At 64.7% G+C, this 16196-nt stretch carries 16 protein-coding genes; 14 read left to right on the top strand and 2 right to left on the bottom strand.

The features are described 5' to 3' along the window. Positions 1-78: 78 nt before the first annotated feature. A complete protein-coding gene (locus tag JF545_RS15855) occupies positions 79-1767 on the bottom strand; it encodes a methyl-accepting chemotaxis protein (RefSeq protein ID WP_206943678.1) in 1689 nt (562 codons plus the stop codon). Positions 1768-1952: 185 nt separating this feature from the next. After that, positions 1953-2288, bottom strand: coding sequence for a flagellar hook-basal body complex protein FliE (gene fliE, locus JF545_RS15850; RefSeq protein ID WP_206943677.1), 336 nt, complete (start codon positions 2286-2288; stop codon positions 1953-1955). A 251-nt stretch (positions 2289-2539) separates the two neighbouring features. Here fliE and fliF point away from each other — a divergent pair, with 251 nt between their 5' ends. From fliF to JF545_RS15780, 14 genes are all read left to right on the top strand, one after another. Next, positions 2540-4273: a flagellar basal-body MS-ring/collar protein FliF gene (gene fliF, locus JF545_RS15845; RefSeq protein ID WP_242520913.1), complete on the top strand. Its 1734-nt coding sequence runs from the start codon at positions 2540-2542 to the stop codon at positions 4271-4273. After that, a complete protein-coding gene (fliG, locus tag JF545_RS15840) occupies positions 4266-5270 on the top strand; it encodes a flagellar motor switch protein FliG (protein WP_206943674.1) in 1005 nt (334 codons plus the stop codon). The genes fliF and fliG overlap by 8 nt, the downstream gene beginning before the upstream one ends. 36 nt (positions 5271-5306) lie before the next feature. Further along, complete coding sequence (gene fliH / locus JF545_RS15835; RefSeq protein WP_206943673.1) at positions 5307-6032, top strand: flagellar assembly protein FliH; 726 nt, start codon at positions 5307-5309, stop codon at positions 6030-6032. Continuing rightward, the gene (gene fliI, locus JF545_RS15830; RefSeq protein WP_206943672.1) at positions 6029-7429 is read left to right on the top strand and encodes a flagellar protein export ATPase FliI; all 1401 of its coding nucleotides are present in this window, start codon (positions 6029-6031) and stop codon (positions 7427-7429) included. Before fliH ends, fliI begins: the two co-directional genes overlap by 4 nt. Then, entirely contained in the window at positions 7426-7878 is a 453-nt protein-coding gene (fliJ, locus tag JF545_RS15825; protein WP_206943671.1) for a flagellar export protein FliJ, read from the top strand. Before fliI ends, fliJ begins: the two co-directional genes overlap by 4 nt. Positions 7879-7894: 16 nt before the next feature. Further along, entirely contained in the window at positions 7895-9307 is a 1413-nt protein-coding gene (locus JF545_RS15820; protein WP_206943670.1) for a flagellar hook-length control protein FliK, read from the top strand. Between the two features lie 231 nt (positions 9308-9538). Then, positions 9539-10039, top strand: coding sequence for a flagellar basal body-associated protein FliL (gene fliL / locus JF545_RS15815; RefSeq protein ID WP_206943669.1), 501 nt, complete (start codon positions 9539-9541; stop codon positions 10037-10039). A gap of 9 nt (positions 10040-10048) precedes the next feature. Beyond that, positions 10049-11095: a flagellar motor switch protein FliM gene (gene fliM, locus JF545_RS15810; RefSeq protein ID WP_206943667.1), complete on the top strand. Its 1047-nt coding sequence runs from the start codon at positions 10049-10051 to the stop codon at positions 11093-11095. After that, on the top strand, positions 11088-11591 hold the full coding sequence (gene fliN / locus JF545_RS15805) for a flagellar motor switch protein FliN (RefSeq protein WP_206943665.1): 504 nt from the start codon (positions 11088-11090) through the stop codon (positions 11589-11591). Before fliM ends, fliN begins: the two co-directional genes overlap by 8 nt. Beyond that, positions 11588-11995: a flagellar biosynthetic protein FliO gene (gene fliO / locus JF545_RS15800; RefSeq protein WP_206943662.1), complete on the top strand. Its 408-nt coding sequence runs from the start codon at positions 11588-11590 to the stop codon at positions 11993-11995. Before fliN ends, fliO begins: the two co-directional genes overlap by 4 nt. Then, a complete protein-coding gene (fliP, locus tag JF545_RS15795; protein ID WP_431606268.1) occupies positions 11992-12843 on the top strand; it encodes a flagellar type III secretion system pore protein FliP in 852 nt (283 codons plus the stop codon). Before fliO ends, fliP begins: the two co-directional genes overlap by 4 nt. A gap of 34 nt (positions 12844-12877) precedes the next feature. Beyond that, positions 12878-13147, top strand: a complete 270-nt coding sequence (gene fliQ / locus JF545_RS15790) for a flagellar biosynthesis protein FliQ (RefSeq protein ID WP_206943660.1) — start codon at positions 12878-12880, stop codon at positions 13145-13147. A gap of 86 nt (positions 13148-13233) precedes the next feature. Next, the gene (gene fliR / locus JF545_RS15785) at positions 13234-14028 is read left to right on the top strand and encodes a flagellar biosynthetic protein FliR (protein WP_206943658.1); all 795 of its coding nucleotides are present in this window, start codon (positions 13234-13236) and stop codon (positions 14026-14028) included. A gap of 137 nt (positions 14029-14165) precedes the next feature. Then, positions 14166-16193 (top strand): capsular polysaccharide biosynthesis protein, encoded by a 2028-nt coding sequence (locus tag JF545_RS15780; RefSeq protein WP_206943656.1) that lies wholly within the window; start codon positions 14166-14168, stop codon positions 16191-16193. The last annotated feature ends 3 nt before the right edge of the window (positions 16194-16196 follow it).

The following is a 16196-nucleotide window of genomic DNA, read 5'->3' as shown; positions in this document are numbered from 1 at the left end:
CCCCCTTGAGCATTCTCCCTTAGAAGACGGCCCCTTGGAGCATGCCCCCTTGAGGTCGTCCCTGTGCCAGCACCCAGGTCATGCACTTCCAATGCCCTGAGGCTTGAGAGCTTGCCGGCGCTTGAACAGCGGCAGCCACCGGCGTTGTGTTCTTGCCGCTGACGTCGGCGGGGCCAGGGAGGAAGGCTCATCGTCGAGATGCGTGCAGGTGTCTGGAAGGCGCATGTGCGCATTGGCCTCGATCAACGCGACAGCCGTCTGCGTCAGGCGCTCGGCCTCTTGCCTGGAGCGCCTTACCATGTCGGCGTTGCGTTGGGTCACGCTGTCGATGTCGGCCATGGCCTGGTTGAGCTGATCCAGGCCCTGATGCTGCTCGCCAGCCGCCTGTTCGAGTTCCACCATGCGCGCCCCCAGCTCGACGATGGCACCGGCAATGCCTTGAATGGACGCATCAGCGTCACGGGACTGCCGGGCGCCGACTGCCACACTGGCACTGGACGCCCCGGTCAGATCACGAATTTCGCCCGCAGCCTCCGCACTGCGCGCCGCCAGACTGCGCACCTCTGCCGCCACCACGGCAAATCCACGACCGTGCTCCCCGGCTCGAGCGGCCTCGACCGACGCATTGAGGGCCAGCAGGTTGGTCTGGAAGGCAATATCATCGATCAGCTTGACCATCGCCTGAACCTGGTCCGCGTGACGCTGAATCTCGGCCATGGCCGTTGCCACCGCGGCAACTCCTTCACTGCCGCTGGCAGCACGCTGCCCCACGTCATCGGCCAGGCGATTGGCCTCACCGAGATGGGCCACCGTCTGCGCCACGGTCGTCGTCAACTGCTCCAGGCTGGCGACCGTCTGCTCCAGGGCCGCCGCCTGCTGCTGGGTGCGACGGGACAGCTCACGGCCATCATCCTGCATGCGTTCAGCGTTGTGGCGGAGGCTGTCGCTGGTCTCGCGCATGTCACGCACGTTCTTCACCAAGGCCAGACGCAGTGACTCAACGCCTTGGTACAACTGCCCTACCTCGTTGTTGCCCCGGTCTGGCAGTGGCTGCTCGAGCTGCCCCTGAGCCAAAGCCTCAAAGTGGCGCAGCAACGCCTTGAGCGGCTGAAGAACATGACGTCTCACGCCAAAGGCCAGCAACGCAGACACCAGCAGTGACAGCCCCAGCGTCGCGGCCAGCGCCATGTTCATGCTGTCCGCCAGGTGGCGAAAGCCCGCTGCGAGCCGGGCCTCCTGGGCCAGCGCCTCGGCCGAAAAGGCCTCCACACCCTCCACGAAATCGTGGCTCATGGCCGTCAGGCGGGACTGCCCCGCATCGTAGCCCCCCAGGTCGCCCTCCTTGAGCAGCATCAATTGCAGCTCAAGGCCGGTACCGACCAGCGAGCGAAAGTGCTGTTCCAGCGTTGACCTGTTGCTCGACAGGGCCTCACTGGCGTCCGACGCCATAAAATCGTCAAAGGCCAGCTTGGCATCCGTCAGCAGCGCCTCGGCCGCTTCGATGACCGGCCCCGGACGATCGAAGGAAGGGACCCGCGTCAGCCGCGCCGCCCGGTCCATCTCTACGCGTGAGCGAAAGACCTGGGTCTGAGCCAGGTTGAGCAGCCGAAATTGCTCGACATGATCCTCTCGCATCGTGTCGAAGGCTTCACGGCCTTGTTGGTTGGCATACAGGCCAAGCCCACCAAGGCCCGCCATAAGGAAAAAGAACAGCGCCAGCACCAGCAGACCGCCGGTGCGGATGGAAAGAAAGCGAAGAGGCGTCATCGGAGCAAGGTTCCCTGGTTGTCCCGTTTCTTGAGCGAAGGGGTGCGGCAGGAATACCAGCTATTGATGACAAGACTGTGTCGAAACGGGACTCGGCGCCCAAGGTAATGGCATACGGCTCACGCACAGCCTGCCTCGCGCCCAGGCGCCTCTCGGGCTGGGGATAGGGCTGGTAAGAGGCCAGCCTAGACTTGCATGTTCATGACGTCCCGATAGGCCGATACCAGGCGGTTGCGCACCTGCTGGCCCATCTGGAAAGCCACGCTGGCCTTCTGCATGTCGACCATCACATCGTTGAGCTCGACGCCCGGAACGCCAGCCTGAAAGGCCTTGGCCTGGGTGTCGGCCGTCTCCTTCAACTCATTGATGCGCTGTATCGAGGACTTGAGTGCATCGGCGAAGCCGCCGTCGGCTTCGGCCCCATCGCGCACGCCTGGAGGCTGTGACGCAGAAACCTGACCGGCATCACGGGCCATGGTGGCCATCTGGGCCAGAGCCGATTGCATCGCGGGTGTCGACATGTGAAGTCCTGGTGCTCGTTAGTCTGCAGGGAGTTCCCCGATCGTCGCAGGCAAGCCTACCAAGTCTTGCGTTCTGCTCATCGCCGTAAATGGCCGACAAAACATGGGCTATTTCAATCATTGGCTCGACCAGGCCTCGCGATAATAGGCATCAACACAGAACCGGGCATTGCCCGCGGCCACTCGACCAACGGACCACCGGTCATGCCAATGACTCGACTTTACACGTCTCTTCCGCACAGGAATCGTCCATGAGCGCCACGGCAGACGCCAAAGCCACCAGCGCGGGCCCCCTGTCCGGACTGACGTCAAGACTGGGTGGCAAGCCCTTGATTCCGCTGCTGCTGGCAGGGGCAGCTTCGATCGCGCTCATCGTCGCCCTGGTGCTGTGGGCCTCACGCCCGCAGTATCGCGTGCTGTTCAGCAACCTCGGCGAAGCCGACGGTGGTGCCATCATCACCGAGCTCGACAGTCGCGGCGTACCCTATCGTTTCTCCGCCGGCGGTCACGCCCTGCTGGTGCCGGACGATCAACTGCACACCCTGCGCCTGCAGCTGGCCGAACAAGGCCTGCCCCACGGCGGCAACGTAGGCCTTGAGCTGATGCAGGACCAGGCCTTCGGTATCAGTCAATTCGCTGAGCAGATCAACTACCAGCGGGGTCTCGAGGGTGAGCTCGCTCGCTCCATTGCCTCGCTGGGCCCGGTCGCCGATGCCAGGGTACATCTGGCGCTGCCCAAGGATTCGGTGTTCGTGCGCGAGCGCCAGCCGGCCAAGGCCTCGGTGGTGCTGACCCTCGAGCCCGGCAGGCGAGTCGGAGAAGGCCAGGTGGCCGCCATGGTCCACCTGGTGTCATCCAGCGTGCCCGACCTTGCCAGTGAAGACGTGACGGTGATCGACCAGAACGGTCGTCTGTTGTCGGCGGCCAGCCACAGCGGGCTGGGGCTCGACGGCACCCAGCTCGACTACATCGCCGAGGTCGAGCGTTCCTACCAGCGACGGATCGAGGACATCCTGGCGCCACTGGTGGGCCCTGCCAACGTGCACGCGCAGATCACCGCTCAGATCGACTTCTCCAAGCGTGAAGAGACCCAAGAGCGCTACGGCCCCAATCAGCCCCCTAACCAGGCCGCCGTGCGCAGTCACCAGTCGAGCCTGGACATCAATGGCCAGGGCGATCTGGCCAGCGGCATCCCTGGTGCCCTGAGCAACAGCGCCCCGACCACCGCCGCGTCGCCGATTGATAACGGAGAGACCGACCCGGCGGCCGCCGAGCAGCCGGGGAACGCCCAGGACACCGCCGGCGACGAACAGGCCAGCGCCCAGCGAGTTCGCCGCGATGACGTCACCAACTACGAGGTCGACCGCCAGGTCTCCCACGTACAGCACCAGCGTGGAGGCATCGAGCGCCTCTCCGCCGCGGTGGTCATCAACTATCAGGATGGCGTCGACGATACCGGAGAAGCCACCCGCACGCCCCTCTCCGACACCCAGCTGGCCGAGGTCGAGACCCTGGTGCGCCAGGCCATGGGCTACTCCGAGGAGCGCGGCGACGCCTTGTCCGTGGTCAACCGTCCGTTTACCCAGCCGGATGCGCTGGTCGAGCCGACCTGGTGGAAGGACCCCATGGTTCACCAGCTGGCCAAGGAGATAGGTCGTTACCTGCTGATCTTGCTGGCTGCACTGCTGCTGTACCTGCTGGTCCTGCGCCCGCTGATTCGCCGCTATACGGAAACCCCGCCAGCGCCTGCGATGCCCAGTGCCTTCTCGGCCCGGGTCGGCGACGAAGAGGCCGAAGGCGAGCACAAGGCTGATGGCGACAGCGAGTCAGGCGAAGACGAGGCGGCCACGTACAGCCGGGACAACCGACGCAAGCGCAAGGCCAATGCCTACGAACAGAATCTCAATGACCTGCGGGAAATGGCTCAGGAAGACCCACGTCTGGTCGCCATGATCGTGCGCAGCTGGATGAACGCCAATGACTAGCATCGAAACCTCGAGCGGCATTCGACGCAGCGCCGTGCTGTTGCTTGCCCTGGATGAAGATAGCGCTGCAGAGGTATTCAAGTACCTGAATGCCAAAGAGATCCAGCAGATATCGCGGGAGATGGCCCAGCTCGGCCAGATCTCCCACGAAGAGATGCGACGGGTCCTGCATGACTTCCACACCGAGACCGAGGAGTTCATCGGTCTCAACATGAATTCCAGCGAACACATCCGCTCGGTGCTGACAAAGGCACTAGGCAGCGAGCGCGCCTCGAGCCTGATCGAGGACGTGCTGGAAACCGCCGGCACCAGCAGCGGCATCGATGCCCTCAACCTGATGGAACCGGCCACCGTGGCCGAGCTGATCCGCGACGAGCATCCGCAGATCATCGCCACCGTGCTGGTACACCTGGAGCGCCACCAGGCCGCCGATGTGCTCGAACTGTTCGACGAAAAGCAGCGCAACGATGTAGTGCTGCGGATCGCCACCTTCAGCGGCGTTCAGCCAGCAGCGCTGCAGGAGCTCACCGAAGTGCTGACCAGCATGCTCGACGGGCAGAACCTCAAACGCAGCAAGATGGGTGGCGTACGTACCGCGGCAGAGATCCTCAACCTGATGAATACCAACCAGGAAGAGGCCGCCATCGACACGGTGCGCTCCCACAGCGAGGACCTGGCCCAGAAAATCATCGACGAGATGTTCCTGTTCGAGAACATCGGCGACCTCGACGATCGCAGCATCCAGCTGCTGCTCAAGGAAATCGAGACCAACAGTCTGGTCATCGCCCTCAAGGGCGCTCCGGAAACCCTCAAGGCCAAGTTCCTGGTCAACATGTCCCAACGTGCCGCCGACCTGCTTCAGGAAGACATGGATGCCCGCGGCCCGATTCGGGTCTCCCAGGTGGAAGCCGAACAGAAGGTCATCCTGCAGGTGGTGCGCCGCCTCGCCGACAACGGCGAAATTGTGCTCAGTGGAGGGGACGAAGCCTATGTCTAGGGGCGTGCACAAGACGCATGACAAGGGGGCGCGGGCATGAGCCATTGGCGTCGCTGGAACATGGGAGCCCTGCCCGAAGATGCAGACGAGGCGCCCGCGCCTGACGCACCGACGCGTAATGAGCTGGCTGCCGAGCGCCAGCGTGCGCGCGACGCAGGTCACCGTGAAGGCCATGCCCAGGGTCACCAGCAAGGCTTCGACGCAGGCCATGCCAAGGGCTATCAGCAGGGCCTGGAGCAAGGTCTTGCCGCAGGGCGTGCCCAGGCCGAGCAGGAAATCGCCGCCGCGATCGACAGCCGTAGCGAGGAAGCGCTGGCTCCCTTGGCACAGCTGGTCGAAGACTTCCAGGCAGCGCTGATGCAGCTCGATGATGCCGTGGCGGAGCAGCTGACCGACCTGGCCCTGGCCACCGGTCGACAGCTGGCAGGCGAGGCATTGAAGGCGCGCCCTCGCCAGGTCGTGGAGCTGGTGCAACAGCTGCTGCATACCGACCCGCCGCTGGTAGGCCGCCAACGTCTATGGCTGCATCCGTTGGACCTGCGACTGGTTGAGCGCCACCTGGGAGAGCAGCTGGAGACCGCCGGCTGGACACTGCGAGCCGACGAACGTCTGCATCGGGGCGGCTGTCGCGTCAGCGGCGACCAGGGCGATATCGACGCCACCTGGGAGCGCCGCTGGCAGGCCGTCACCGCCCAGGTCCGCCGCCGCGCCCCCCGCGAGACGGACGACGACGGCACTAGCGGCGAGGACAGCGCCCCATGAGCTCACCTCAGGCCCACCATCAGCACTGGCAGCGCGTGCTTCAGGCCGTCACCCAACGGGTTGACGGCCTGCCCGCTACGCGAGCCACCGGACGTGTCATTCGCGCCACCGGCATGGTGATCGAAGTGGTGGGTCTGCAGGTAGCGCTGGGTGACAGCTGTCGCATTGAACTCCCCGGTGAAGGCCCGCGCCAACCAGACGGTAGCCAGGCCAGCCAGTACGCCGAGGCGGAGGTGGTAGGCTTTGCCGGCGAGCGTCTGTTTCTGATGCCGCTGGGAGAGATCAGTGGCCTGATGCCTGGCGCCCGCGTCTTGCCCCTGGGTGAGGGTGGCGCCAATGCCTCGCGCCGCTTTCCATTGGGCGACAGTCTGCTGGGTCGCGTTGTCGACGGCACCGGCGCCCCCCTCGACGGGCTCGGCGAGCTCGACGACGCTCCCCGCGCACCGCTGGCCACCCCTCCGCTCAACCCCTTGTCGCGGGCCCCGATCGACGAACAGATCGACGTCGGCATCCGCGCCATCAACGCGCTGCTCAGCGTAGGCCGCGGTCAACGCATGGGGCTGTTCGCTGGCTCGGGCGTGGGCAAGTCGGTACTGCTCGGGATGATGGCTCGCTATACCCAGGCCGATGTCATCGTGGTCGGGCTGATCGGGGAGCGTGGCCGCGAAGTACAGGACTTCATCGATAACATCCTCGGTCCCGAAGGACGCCGTCGTGCGGTGGTAGTCGCTGCCCCGGCAGATACTTCACCCCTTCAGCGACTCAAGGGGGCCGCCTACGCCACCCGCCTGGCCGAAGGTTTTCGTGACGACGGCAAGAACGTGCTGCTGATCATGGATTCGCTCACCCGCTACGCCATGGCCCAGCGCGAAATCGCCCTGGCCATCGGCGAGCCCCCGGCCACCAAGGGCTATCCGCCCTCGGTCTTCGCCAAGCTGCCGAGCCTGGTCGAGCGCGCGGGCAACGCAGCGCCCGGCGGAGGCTCCATCACCGCTTTCTATACCGTACTCACTGAAGGCGACGACCAGCAGGACCCGATCGCCGACTCGGCGCGGGCCATACTCGACGGCCACGTGGTGCTGTCGCGAGGCCTGGCCGAGGCCGGCCACTATCCCGCCATCGATATCGAAGCCTCGATCAGCCGTGCCATGAACGCCATCGTCGACGACGGCCAGCGCCGCCAGGCACAGGGCTTCAAGGCCATGTTTTCACGCTATCAGCGCAACCGCGACCTGATCAGCGTCGGCGCCTACCAGCCGGGCCACGACCCGCGTCTTGATGATGCCGTGCGCCGCTACCCTGATCTGGAAGCCTTTCTGCAACAGCGAATCGACGAATGCGCCAGCCTGGAGGCCTCGCGTCAGGCGCTCTCGTCCACTCTGGGAGGAGCAGCATGAGCACCCCACTGGATACCCTGATCGAGCTGGCCCGAGATGCCCGAGACCAGGCCCTGCAGCATCTGGCCAGCGCCCGCCGCGACGAGCGCCAGGTGGCCGACCAGCTGACTTCGCTGGAGCACTACCGGCAGGAATATGCCGAGCGCCTGCACCAGGACATGCGCCGTGGCATCGATCCGGCCACGCTGCATAACACCCAGCGCTTCCTGATGTCACTGGATGACGCCCTGGCCAGGGCACGCGGCGCGCTCCAGCGGGAGCGTGACAAGGTCACCAGCAGCCAGCAGGAATGGCAGCAAGAACAACAGCGCCTGAGCGCCTACGACACCCTGGCACAACGCCGTGCACAGCAAGGCTTGCGTCATCAGGCTCGCCAGGAACAGCGCGTCAGCGATGACCTGATCAACAGCCGCCTGCAGCGTGGCAACGCCATTCCCGGCGGTTACTGAGCGATAAGGATATCCCATGGACCTGACTCTGCTGGGCCTCGCCGGCCCGTCCACGACCAACGGCGCACAGGCCTCGTCAGCAACGGATGGCCAAGCCTCCTCCGGCGGCGACTTCGCCGAGCACCTGGCCGCGGTGGCCGGGCTGGCTTCCTCGCCGACGCAGCCTGGCGTGCAGGGGTCCCACAATGGCGATCGCGGGGGCAGCGCAGCCTCGCAGGACGGCGATCAGAACATGGCTGGGGAACTCGTCGCGGCCCACCATCCTGATGCCGCGCTGCCTGGTCTCAGCATGGCCCCCATCGCTATCCACGGCGAAGGGATGCCGGCAAGCGGTGAGCTTGCCATGGCCATCGCCCGCGCATCGGCGATCCAGGCGCACACGGTGACAGCCACGACAGCCAGTACTGGCCAGGGCGCTGGTCTCGCCCGAGCCGATGTCACCAGCGCGGCCCAGCTCACCGCAGGTCAGGCCAGCCTAGGTTCTCATGCCGCCGGTCCGCTCACCCCCACTCTGACGGGCCCTTCTCTGGCCAGCGCGGCCCAGGGCGCGGGGGCGATGCCATCACTGGCAGGGGGCAAGCTGAACGCCGTCACGGTGCATCAGGCGTCAAGTGAAGGCGTGATGGGCGGCGCGTCGGACCGCGCAACGAACCGCGCGATGGCCACCTCCGTCGATCCTCTCGCCCTGCATCTGACGCCTCGCGGCGAGCATCCGACCCAGGCGACTACCAGCACGGGCCAGCCGTCATCGCCGCTCGCGTCAGCGCCGTCAGCGCCGGTCTCCGACGCCGCTCAGCCGCCAGCGCCAACGACCCTGGCCAGCGGCATGTTGCAGGGTGCCAGCGAGGCTGCCGATCAGCCTCGTAGCGAAAGCTCGCTTGAGGCTCGTGCAGCCACCGATGGCCTGGCAGCTCCGGCATCCTTGAACAGCCGCGGCGCGGCCCCCCTGGCGGCGTCAGCGCTTCCCGCCAGCGCCGCAGCACTGTCCCTCAACCACAACGCCTGGCCTCAGCAGCTCGGCCACACCCTGGCGCGTCTTTCCAGCCAGGCCGGCGATGCCGAACAGAAGATCGAACTGCGCTTGCATCCTGCTGAGCTGGGGTCCCTGGGTGTCACTCTCAAGCTCGGCGAACATGGCGCCCAGGCGCAGTTCTTCTCGGCCCATGCTCAGGTCAGGCAGACCCTGGAGCAGGCCATCCCACAGCTGCGCGAAGCGCTGGCGGAGCAGGGTATCCAGCTCGGTGACGCCTCGGTCAGCGACCAGGGCACGCATCCGGGCTCCCAGGGCAACGCCCAGGACAGCGCCGCTGGTGGGGGCCAGGCCGCACTGGCCAGCGCTCCCTCCACAGACACAGGTCTCCAGGAGGCCACTTCCCGGCAGGCGCCGTCACTGCCCCTCGGCGAGGGGCGTGTCGATCTCTATGCGTAACGCTGTCGAGGCCTAGAGCATTGGTAAAAGAGTGCTTTGGTGAAATAGAGCTCTGGTGAACTAGAGCGCTGGTGGAATCGCGCCTCGATGAAACAATATCCCAAGATAAGCACGAACTTGGTGCCTGTTCTTGCCATCGACACGCACCCTCAAACGGCATACTGAGGGTGCGGCACATCCGCGTGTACCCATATTTCCCGTACAGGGACAACAGGCTCAGGACTTCAGGACATGGCGAAATCTCGACGGCTCATCTGGTTGCTGGTGATCCTGGTCATCCTGGCATCCTTCGGGGCTGCAGCCGGCTTCTACCTGCTCTACCAGGAGAAGGCCAAGACGTCCGCTCACGCCAGTCTCGAAGATGCCATCGGCGACACTCTGGTGGATGCCAGCACCCCGGCACACCCTGCGGTGGCGCCCATCTATCTCAAGCTGGAGCCCTTCACCGTCAACCTGGCAGATGACGACGATATTCCGCGTCTTCTGTATGCCGGCATGACGCTTCAACTGACCGATGAGCAGAGCCTGGAAACCCTGGAGCAGCACCGCCCCCAGGTGCGTAACAAGCTGCTGCTGTTGCTGTCGGACCGGGACGCCGAGAGTCTGGTGACGGCGTCAGGCAAGCGCGCCCTGGCAAGCGACATCGTCACGACCCTGAAGGACGTGCTCGGCCCCGATCGCGCCCGCATTGGTATCGACGACGTGCTGTTCACCGAGTTCATCGTCCAATAGGTCGCGATCATGTCTCAAGACGATCTCCTGTCTCAGGAAGAAATCGACGCCCTGCTCAAGGGTGTCAGCGGTGACGATGACACCGATGGCGAGGAAAGCGCGCCCCGGGGCCGCCTGCGCCCCTTTGATCCGGCCAACCAGCAGCGCATCATCCGTGAGCGGCTGCAGGCGCTGGATATCATCAATGAGCGCTTCGCTCGTCACTTTCGTACCGGCATGTTCAACCTGCTCAGGCGTAGCGCGGATATCACCGTGGATGCCGTTCGCTATCTGAGCTACAGCGAATTCTCACGCAACGTTCCGGTGCCTACCAACATCAACATCATCGCCATGAAGCCCCTCAAAGGCTCGGCGCTGATCGTGTTTCCCCCCAGTCTGGTGTTCATGGTGGTGGACAACCTGTTTGGTGGAGACGGACGTTTCGTCACCAAGTCCGAAGGGCGTGAGTTCACCAATACCGAGCAGCGCATTATCCAGCGGGTCCTCAACCTCGCCATCGAGGGCTACAGCGAAGCCTGGAAGTCGGTCTATCCGCTGGATATCGGCTACCTGCGCTCGGAAATGCAGTCCAAGTTCGCCAACATCACCAACTCGCCCAACGAGATCGTGGTCAGCACCAGTTTCCACCTTGAAGTCGGCAGCCTGTCGTCCACCTTCCAGGTGTGCATGCCTTACAGCATGATCGAACCGCTGAAGGACCTGCTGACCAATCCCCTCAGCGAAAGCAGTCGTGACAAGGACGGCGCCTTTCATCGCCGCATGGCCGGCGAGCTGCGCCACCCTGAGGTCGAGCTGGTCGCCAACTTTGCCACGGTCGACTCACGAATCGCCGACGTGATGGCGCTTTCCGTCGGCGACATTCTGCCGCTGGACCTGCCCGACACGGTGACCGCTCAGGTTGACGGCGTGCCGGTGATGGAGTGCGAGTACGGTAGCCAGCGCGAGCAGCGCGCACTGCGCGTCCTGCGAATGTTCGATCACGCCGCCGGGCATCCCTCCGGCAATGCTTTCGTCAAAGGCACACGGCCTCCTTCCAAGGAATCAGAGCATGACTGACCCCAATAAGCCCGAAGACCAGGTCGGCGACGATGACTGGGCTGCCGCCATGTCCGAACAACAGGACAACGACGCCACCACGCCCGAGGACGATCCCTGGGCAGAGGCCATGGCGGAACAGCAGGCCGCCGACCCCAACGCTGACACGGCAACCGCCGCCGACAGCCCCACCCCCAAGGCCGCCGGAGACAGCGTGTTCCGGCCACTGGGGGACAGCGCCAGCGCCAGCGGCACCCGTGACCTCGACATGATCATGGATATCCCGGTCAAGCTGACCGTGGAGCTCGGCCGCACGCGCCTGACCATCAAGCAGCTGCTGGAACTGGCCCAGGGATCGGTGGTGGAACTCGAAGGCCTGGCCGGTGAGCCGATGGACATCCTGATCAACGGCTATCTGATCGCCCAGGGTGAGGTCGTCGTGGTCGAGGATCGCTACGGCATTCGCATCACCGAGATCATCACCCCCTCCGAGCGGGTACAGAAGCTCAACCGATGAACGAGACGACCACCAGCGCAGCGATCGACGGTCTGGCCCAGGGCGGCGACGGCCTGCTGGGCCTGGCGATGCTGGGCAAGACGGCAGCCGCCCTGGCCCTGATCATCGCCATCCTGTTCGGACTCTCGGCCTTGATCAAACGGCGCAGCGGAGGCCTGCATGGCCAGCCAGGCAGGCTCAAGATCATCGGCAGCACCGCCGTGGGCCAGCGTGAGCGTGTCGTGGTCGTGCAGATTCAGGATCGCTGGCTGGTGCTCGGCGTCGGCGCAGGCCGGGTCAATCGCCTCGACAGCCTGCCAGCGCCCGAGGAGCCAGAACTGCCGGCATCGTCCGCTGCAGCGGACAGCTTCGGCGAGCGCTTCGCACAAGCCCTCAAGACCAACCTCGGACAGCGACCGCATTGATGGGTATGGCGATGATCGACAGCCAGCTGCCCCACCCCACCGGCCGCCCTGACGCGGGTTATTTCTGGCAGCCTCTGACTCGACGGTCACTGGCGCGTCTACTGACACCGCTGCTGGCCGTAGTGCTGGTGCTGGCCTTTAGCGGTCTGGCCGCCACGCCGGCGGTAGCGCAGCAGATCCCTGGCGTGATCAGCGAACCCTTGGCCGACGGCGGCCAGAAATGGTCGCTGTCGGTGCAGACGCTGCTGTTGCTCAGCGCGATGGCGTTTCTGCCTACCGCGCTGCTGATGATGACCAGCTTCACCCGCATCATCATCGTATTGAGCCTGCTGCGCACCGCCATGGGCACCGCGTCCACGCCTCCCAATCAGGTCTTGCTGGGGCTGGCGCTGTTTCTGACCGCCTTCATCATGTCGCCGGTGCTCAATGACGTCTATCAGGATGCCTGGCTGCCATTGACCACTGATGCCATCGACTTCGGCCAGTTCATCGACATTGCCCAGCAGCCCTTCCGCGAGTTCATGCTCGGCCAGACCCGGGAGCCGGACCTGGCGATGTTTGCCCGACTGTCTGACGTCGGGCCTATGGCAGGCCCCGAGGACGTGCCCCTGCAGGTCCTGGTGCCGGCCTTCGTCACCAGCGAGCTGAAGACCGCCTTTCAGATCGGCTTCACCATCTTCATCCCGTTCTTGATCATCGACCTGGTCGTGGCCAGCGTACTGATGTCACTGGGAATGATGATGGTGCCGCCGGTAACAATCTCACTGCCGTTCAAGCTGATGCTGTTTGTGCTGGTGGACGGCTGGCAGTTGATCATCGGCTCCATGGCCGAAAGCTTCTACCTCTAGCACGCGCCAGCCACACCGCTTCAAGGAGATCCCCATGCACCCCGAGACCGTCATGAGCCTGGCCTATCAAGGAATGCGCGTGACCCTGCTGCTGGGTGCGCCGCTGCTGCTGACCGCCCTGCTCACCGGTCTGCTGGTCAGCCTGTTCCAGGCGGCGACCCAGATCAACGAGATGACGCTGTCGTTTATCCCCAAGATCCTGGCGGTGTTTGCCGTGCTGGTACTGGCGGGCCCCTGGCTGCTGGAACTGATCATCACCTTCACCCGGGAGCTGTTCAGCAATATCCCGGCCCTCGTGTCCTGACATAGCGTCAGTGAGCGGAACATGGCAAGTGACCGAATAGCAGGGAGCGCTGTGAAGATCATGACCACTGGAAACACTCGGCTCCCATGGTAGAGGTCACCTTCGACCAGCTACACGCCTGGCTCAGCCTCTTCCTGTGGCCCATGATGCGCATCACCGCGCTGATGCTGAGTGCTCCCCTGTGGGGTCACAGCGCAGTGCCGACCCAGGCCAAGATTGGCCTGGCGGGCGCCATCGCCATCCTGATCAGCCCCATGCTGCCCCCATTGCCCGATATTCCGATTGCCTCCTGGGCCGGCCTTGGGCTGGTGGTGGAGCAGCTGGTCATCGGGGTCGCCATGGGGCTGTGCATCAGGGTGCTGCTGGTCGTGGTGCAGGCCACCGGTGAATTCATCGGCCTGCAGATGGGCCTGGCCTTCGCCACCTTCTTCGATCCGTCCAGTGGCACCAATATGGTGGTGGTCTCGCGCTATCTCTACATGATCACCCTGCTGATGTTTCTGGCCATCAACGGCCACTTGATCGTGCTGGAGCTGCTGATCACCAGCTTCGAAACGCTGCCGATCGGCATCCAACGCTTCAATCCAGATGCTTTCATCATGCTGGCGCGCTACGGTGGCACCATCTTCGCCACCGGCCTGCTGCTGGCTCTGCCACTGGTCGCCCCCCTTCTGACCATCAACCTGGCGCTGGGCATCCTCAACCGGGCGGCTCCCCAATTGACGGTGTTCAACATCGGCTTTCCCACCTCCCTCACCGTTGGACTGGCGCTGTTGATGATGCTGATGACCGACCTGGGCCGCTTCCTGCAGCACCACTTCCATCAGGGTCTGAACGTTCTGCAGTCGCTGCTCGAGACGCTGGCCCCGCTGTCGAGCTGAGCCCTCACGACGCCTTCACCCTCTCTGCTGGCTGCGGCATAAAGCGCCGCCCTGATGCCCTTATCACCCTGATAGCATTAGCGACTGCTGCTCGACGGCAGCATCCTGAACACTCGTCCAAGGGGTAGAGGTCACTCATGCGTTCGCCACAGCTTCGTGACGCCACGTCGCCAACAGGCTGTGCGCTAACTGCCACCACCGCCCTGGCCCGGCTGCCGGCGCTGGCTCCCTGCCTGCCGGAGTTTTCTGATATCGTCCCCTGGCCACGCCGCCGCGGCTGTCGCGCGGACGCCGTGGTGGGTTGGGGGCAGCGCCCCACCACCGCCAGGGCCAGACAGTGGGCGCTACGCCACCAGTTGCCGTTCATTGCGCTCGAAGAAGGCTTCGTGCGTTCCTGGGGGCCCGCGGCAGAGGGATACGCCAGTCATTCACTGGTGGTCGATCACAGCGGCATCTACTACGACGCTTCAGCCCCCTCCGACCTGGAATCCCTGATCGAACATGGCCGTATTTCACCCGAGGACGAGCTTCGCGCCAGCGGTTTGATCGTGCGCCTGTGCCACTCTCGCCTGTCCAAGGTCAACCACGCCCCGGACATACCGTTACCGGCGAGCCCTCGGCCACGCGTACTGGTGGTCGACCAGACCCGGAACGACGCCTCGATCGTCGGTGGCCTGGCCGACCGTCAACGTTTTCACCAGATGCTCGACCATGCACTGACCCGTCATCCCGATGCCGACATCCTGGTAAAGGTGCATCCCGAGGTCATCGCCGGGCGACGCCAGGGCCATCTGGAACACGCGGGCCGCCACCCTCGCTGCCAACTGCTGGCCGATGACATCAATCCCTGGGCGCTGTTCGATGCGGTGCAGGCCGTTCACGTCGTGACCAGCCAGCTTGGCTTCGAGGCCCTGCTGGCGGGGCTCCCCGTCACCTGCCACGGCCTCCCGTTCTACGCGGGATGGGGCCTGACCACTGACCACCTCCGCTGTCCTCGCCGCCACCGTCGAGCCTCGCTGCAGCGTCTGTTCGCCGCCGCTTATCTGCATTACAGCCGCTACGCCAATCCCTATACCGGCGCCCCTTCCACCCTGGAGGACACCCTGGATCTGCTGGAAGACCAGCAGCGTCAGATCGACGCCGGCAGGGGGCATTGGCGGTGCCACGGCCTGTCACGCTGGAAGCAGCGGTTTGTCGGGGATTTTCTGGGACCCAAGGCGTGTGTAAGTCATCACTCACACGAGCGCATCAAGCCATCACCGCTGGCCACCTCCACGGAGCGGCAGCTTCTCTGGGGAAGCCAGACACCAGCAGCGACAGGGGTATCACGCATGGAAGATGGCTTTCTACGCTCCGTGGGGCTGGGCATCGACCTGGTCAGGCCGCTATCGCTGGTCATCGATCGCTGTGGCATTCACTACGATCCTGGCCGCCCCAGCGAGCTGGAACGGCTGATCGCCCACGGCCAGTTCAACCACCGCGAACTCGCGCGGGCATCCCGGCTGATCCAGCAGCTGCGACAGCTCAAGCTGAGCAAGTACAACCCTCACCACGAGCCTTCCCGCCTGCCTGAACTGCCAGGTGATCGACCGCTTCTGCTGGTGGTGGGCCAGGTGGAAAGCGATGCCTCGGTGCGCCTGGGCACCGGGCGAATCCGCACCAATGCGCAGCTTCTCAGGGAGGTCCGTCGGACGAGGCCTGACGCCTTCATTGTCTATCGCCCCCACCCGGATGTGATGGCGGGTGTGCGGCAAGGAGCGCAGGTGCCCTCGGACGACTGGGACAGGTTGGTCGCCGACGTCGATATCACGACCCTGATCGACAGGGTCGATGAGGTCCATACCATGACCTCCCTGACCGGCTTTGAAGCGCTGATTCGTGAGCGCCGGGTGGTCACCTATGGTATGCCGTTCTATGCGGGCTGGGGGCTGACCCAGGACCACGCACCGGCACCCGATCGTCGTGGCCGCAAGATCAGCCTGGAGCAGCTGGTGGTGGCCGCGTTGATTCGCTACCCCCGCTACGTCGACCCCCGCAGTCGTCAGCTCATCAGCGTCGAAACCGCCGTCCAGCTGTTGGCCAGGGCGCGCCAGAACCAGCCGGAACTCACCCTGTTTCAGCGCCTCTATCGCCTGACTCGACGCTACCTGCATGGACCCTACTGAGGA

This window comes from Halomonas litopenaei, assembly GCF_017303055.1.
Taxonomy (GTDB): Bacteria; Pseudomonadota; Gammaproteobacteria; order Pseudomonadales; family Halomonadaceae; genus Halomonas; species Halomonas litopenaei_A.
The sequence above is the reverse complement of the archived record's forward strand: the minus strand, read 5'-3'. Positions and strand labels throughout refer to the sequence as shown.

Bases quoted from the DNA above. Each gene is read 5' to 3' on its own strand.
- JF545_RS15780 (WP_206943656.1), top strand. From the start codon at position 14,166: ATGCGTTCGCCACAGCTTCGTGACGCCACGTCGCCAACAGGCTGTGCG.
- fliL (WP_206943669.1), top strand. From the start codon at position 9,539: ATGGCGAAATCTCGACGGCTCATCTGGTTGCTGGTGATCCTGGTCATC.
- fliF (WP_242520913.1), top strand. From the start codon at position 2,540: ATGAGCGCCACGGCAGACGCCAAAGCCACCAGCGCGGGCCCCCTGTCC.
- fliR (WP_206943658.1), top strand. From the start codon at position 13,234: ATGGTAGAGGTCACCTTCGACCAGCTACACGCCTGGCTCAGCCTCTTC.
- fliM (WP_206943667.1), top strand. From the start codon at position 10,049: ATGTCTCAAGACGATCTCCTGTCTCAGGAAGAAATCGACGCCCTGCTC.
- fliG (WP_206943674.1), top strand. From the start codon at position 4,266: ATGACTAGCATCGAAACCTCGAGCGGCATTCGACGCAGCGCCGTGCTG.
- fliQ (WP_206943660.1), top strand. From the start codon at position 12,878: ATGCACCCCGAGACCGTCATGAGCCTGGCCTATCAAGGAATGCGCGTG.
- fliE (WP_206943677.1), bottom strand. From the start codon at position 2,288: ATGTCGACACCCGCGATGCAATCGGCTCTGGCCCAGATGGCCACCATG.
- fliN (WP_206943665.1), top strand. From the start codon at position 11,088: ATGACTGACCCCAATAAGCCCGAAGACCAGGTCGGCGACGATGACTGG.
- fliJ (WP_206943671.1), top strand. From the start codon at position 7,426: ATGAGCACCCCACTGGATACCCTGATCGAGCTGGCCCGAGATGCCCGA.
- fliI (WP_206943672.1), top strand. From the start codon at position 6,029: ATGAGCTCACCTCAGGCCCACCATCAGCACTGGCAGCGCGTGCTTCAG.
- JF545_RS15820 (WP_206943670.1), top strand. From the start codon at position 7,895: ATGGACCTGACTCTGCTGGGCCTCGCCGGCCCGTCCACGACCAACGGC.
- JF545_RS15855 (WP_206943678.1), bottom strand. From the start codon at position 1,767: ATGACGCCTCTTCGCTTTCTTTCCATCCGCACCGGCGGTCTGCTGGTG.
- fliO (WP_206943662.1), top strand. From the start codon at position 11,588: ATGAACGAGACGACCACCAGCGCAGCGATCGACGGTCTGGCCCAGGGC.
- fliH (WP_206943673.1), top strand. From the start codon at position 5,307: ATGAGCCATTGGCGTCGCTGGAACATGGGAGCCCTGCCCGAAGATGCA.